This is a genomic window from Dellaglioa sp. CoH-57-MRSF-19 (assembly GCF_056781975.1).
The window spans coordinates 1-424 of the sequence record NZ_JBXAXW010000146.1 but is presented as its reverse complement, the minus strand read 5'-3'; the positions used below and the strand labels follow the sequence as shown (position 1 = coordinate 424).

The following is a 424-nucleotide window of genomic DNA, read 5'->3' as shown; positions in this document are numbered from 1 at the left end:
GTAGTTGGGCGTGCCAGTTACATAACCGGTGGCACCTATGCCGAAAAGATATTGGGCACCCGTGTTGGTACCGATAGTCAGTATACGCAGGGTTAATCATGGGATTCAAGACACAGAATGCTAGCGTGGCGGCCACCGAAAACTACGGTAATTCGTACTACTTGGGAACGGTCACCGCCAATAATGACACCACTGGGATGAGCCGTGTACAGGCTAAAGTTCCGGGTCTATACAAAACTGATCAGGGTGAAGTTCCGTGGATCGGAAACATGAAGGACAGTCCGTTCGGGTTCGGTGTTGGGGCTAAGGGGCCATACGGATGGTATGGGTGCCCTCAGGTTGGATCGACTATCAAGATCGAGCTGCAAGGTGGTGACGAGAACAAGGCGCTGATGACTAGCATCATGACCACGAAGTCGAAGCA

Annotated in this window: 1 protein-coding gene; it reads left to right on the top strand. The window is 52.1% G+C overall.

The annotated features are described in order from the left end of the window. Positions 1-98: 98 nt before the first annotated feature. Positions 99-424, top strand: a 326-nt coding sequence (locus AC1RO3_RS08690) for a hypothetical protein (protein ID WP_481764031.1), incomplete at its 3' end; no start/stop codon positions are given.